4 protein-coding genes are annotated in these 2,608 nt (G+C 63.1%); all 4 read right to left on the minus strand.

The annotated features are described in order from the left end of the window. Positions 1 to 364 precede the first annotated feature (364 nt). The 4 genes from ACHFFZ_RS15585 to ACHFFZ_RS15600 all read right to left on the minus strand — a co-directional run bounded on the left by ACHFFZ_RS15585 (position 365) and on the right by ACHFFZ_RS15600 (position 2,331). A complete protein-coding gene (locus ACHFFZ_RS15585; protein ID WP_394277517.1) occupies positions 365 to 883 on the minus strand; it encodes an OmpA family protein in 519 nt (172 codons plus the stop codon). Beyond that, the gene (locus ACHFFZ_RS15590; protein ID WP_394277518.1) at positions 867 to 1,400 is read right to left on the minus strand and encodes a hypothetical protein; all 534 of its coding nucleotides are present in this window, start codon (positions 1,398 to 1,400) and stop codon (positions 867 to 869) included. Before ACHFFZ_RS15590 ends, ACHFFZ_RS15585 begins: the two co-directional genes overlap by 17 nt. 149 nt (positions 1,401 to 1,549) lie before the next feature. Continuing rightward, entirely contained in the window at positions 1,550 to 2,014 is a 465-nt protein-coding gene (locus tag ACHFFZ_RS15595; protein WP_394277519.1) for a hypothetical protein, read from the minus strand. A 116-nt stretch (positions 2,015 to 2,130) separates the two neighbouring features. Then, a complete protein-coding gene (locus tag ACHFFZ_RS15600; protein ID WP_394277520.1) occupies positions 2,131 to 2,331 on the minus strand; it encodes a hypothetical protein in 201 nt (66 codons plus the stop codon). Between the last annotated feature and the right edge of the window lie 277 nt (positions 2,332 to 2,608).

A 2,608-nucleotide genomic window follows, 5' to 3' on the forward strand; every position in this document is an offset into this window, starting at 1 on the left:
TATGTTGCTATCTTTTTTCTATATCTCTATACACTTTGTGTATAGAGCCCTATAATAGACATTGCAATTAAACTTGCAGTCTCAATTACTACCCAGATAACAGGCACACCAGACAGACACGCCCTCCGGGCCCCTCCCCCACACCACCCACAAGAACAACCCACCCAACACGCACCAACAGCCCCAGACACCAGCGCGCGTGAAAAGTGCTTTGCCTGGGCCAAGGCCAGCCCCTGATGATGCTGCAGCGAAGGCGGCGTCGTTCACGACCGAGCCGATCCTGCGAAGCGAGCTCGTGACGCTGCGCCATCCGCGCAGAGGACGCCGACCCGATCGACGCGATCATCGGCAACGCGACGGGTGCCTATCCCTCTTGGTAGAGGATCCCCACTCGTCGGTTCTTGGCACGGTTCGCTTCCGACGTGTTGGGGGCGGCCGGTTGCGTCTCGCCTCGGCCTTCGACCTTCACCGTGATTCTGTCCAGCTGCCCGAGCTGATCGGCCACTGCCTGGGCTCGTCGCTGTGACAGCTCGAGGCCGTGCTCAGCGCTGCCCAGATCGTCGGTATGGCCGACGATGACCAGGTGGCCCGCCTTCTTGCCTCGAAGCCGCCCGGCGATCTCCTCCAGTCGTCGCGTGGCTGCCGGTGTGATGGTTGCAGAGTCCTTGGTGAAGACGACGTTGCTGTTGAGGACGGCCTGGAACGAGCCGCGGGTGGAAGAGACCGTGGCAGCCGAGTCGGTGTCTCGTTCATTACTCCTGAGCTCGTAGACGTGGGGGATCAGCGGCTTGATGTTCTCCTCCTGAGCCGCGCCAACGGCCGGGGTCGCGCTGAGAGCAACAACTGCCAGGACCAGGAGACGGGCTTTAGTGGATCGGGACATTGGGGATCGATCCAAACGTGGGGATGTTCACGGTGAGACTTCTCGTGACGGCCGGCACCCCGGCGTAGGTGCAGGAGATGGCCATGCTGTCCCCCTGGGTGAAGCGGGCCGGCAGTGCCGGCGTGCAAACGGCTGTGTCCAGTTTCTGAGTGGTGGTGGCCGGCATGTAGACCTTGCCGCCAGGACCATCAATCAGCGCCACCCCATTGGGAATCCCTTTGGCCCCAGAGACAGGGTCCGTGGGATCCGAGAGGAATGAGGTGTCTGCTGGCCTCTGCTTCGTCACCGCGGTCGCGACCAGGTCGAAGGTGAGGACGACGGCATCCCCTGACCGCTGCAGCGGATAGAGGGTGAGGGAGTAGTCGTTCCCCTCCTTCTTGGCAGCTTTCTGTCCAACTGGGACGACCGGGGAAGGCGTGCCGGCGGCCGGTGTGCTGCTGGCGGCCGCCGACGTCGCGGATGTGTTCGGTTCTGGACTCGGCGTGGAAGTTGATGCACAACCAGTGATCGTGAGCATGGCGACGCCCAGGAGTGGGAGCCGACGAGGCATCCGCTGCCACGGACGACTCCCGAGCGCTGCGGGGGACTCTTTGTCGAGAGTCGGGTCCTCCAGCGCCCGGGAGCGCCAGCCGGGGATGAGCGAGTGGCGGTGCTTCTGTCCAGTCGTCATGCCTGGTCCTGCTGGTTCTTCGCGAAAACGGCGGCATCAACCGATGTGCGGGTGACGACCCAGCCAGGGCCGTCGACGAAGGTTCCCTGAAGGCTCTTCCCGATCCGCTTGCGGGCAGCGGTGCGGGAGATCCCGAGCATGGCTGCGGCCGTGGTGATGCTGACCAGGTCGGGGATTCCGCCATTGGTCGAGGCTTGTTCTGCGGCCTGGTCGAAGGCCTCGGTGGACAGAACTTCGAGCGTGGTGATCTCGCCCAGGTCTGCAGCCTTGGCGCTCAGCAGGGCGATCTGGATGGCATCCTCCAGGCTGGCGGCCGGGATGGTGATGGTGGCCGCGAACAGGCCGGGGGTGGTGGAAGGCTCGTGGGCCGTGACACTGAATCGGGCGAGGCCGTCCATGATGTGGTCGGCGTTCTCCATCGTGCTGGGCAACTGGGTGCCCAGCGTGACGTTGAATTCCATGAGGGCTGGTCCTTTCTGTACTCCGGTTCCGGGTGGACCGGAGGGCCCTGGGTTGATGGTGAGAGGATGGAGGTGGGGTGGGAGGCACTACCGATGCCTCCCACCCTTTGACCTTGTCAGCGACGCGGCCACCGGAATCCATCGCGCTTCAGCGGTGCCATTGAGTTGTCCCACGATCGCCGGTCCGACGGTGTCCCAGCGAAGTAGGTGATGCTTCGGGCTCCTTTGAGCACTTGGTAGTGACCTTTGCTCGTCCGTCGCACCTGATAGCCATCCGCTTCGAGTGCTTTGACGAGCTTCGCGAGGTCCTTCTTCATCGCTCTCCCCCTCTCCAGTTGTTGGTACAACCATACCGAGAGGGTGTCTAACCCGCAACCCTATGTGCGAAAAAGTTTCTGATCGGAAATCTTCGAGTTCGCGTTCTCCGCGCTGACCAGTCAGCCAGCAGCTTGTGTCCGGCGCCACGCAGAATGAGAGTCGGCGCACCAAAATGGGAGTTGAGCCATTGCCGCTCAACGTGCCGACCAGTGCAGGCGCCCCTGGCTCTCCCCGTCACGCCCAGGGCCCGTGAGCGCGGGCGTGACATTGCTCTTC

It is taken from the genome of Luteococcus sp., from assembly GCF_043424415.1.
In the GTDB taxonomy this organism is placed as follows: domain Bacteria; phylum Actinomycetota; class Actinomycetes; order Propionibacteriales; family Propionibacteriaceae; genus Luteococcus.

Excerpts from the sequence above, each read along its gene's own strand:
- ACHFFZ_RS15585 (WP_394277517.1), bottom strand. The coding sequence starts at position 883 with ATGTCCCGATCCACTAAAGCCCGTCTCCTGGTCCTGGCAGTTGTTGCT.
- ACHFFZ_RS15590 (WP_394277518.1), bottom strand. The coding sequence starts at position 1,400 with ATGCTCACGATCACTGGTTGTGCATCAACTTCCACGCCGAGTCCAGAA.
- ACHFFZ_RS15595 (WP_394277519.1), bottom strand. The coding sequence starts at position 2,014 with ATGGAATTCAACGTCACGCTGGGCACCCAGTTGCCCAGCACGATGGAG.
- ACHFFZ_RS15600 (WP_394277520.1), bottom strand. The coding sequence starts at position 2,331 with ATGAAGAAGGACCTCGCGAAGCTCGTCAAAGCACTCGAAGCGGATGGC.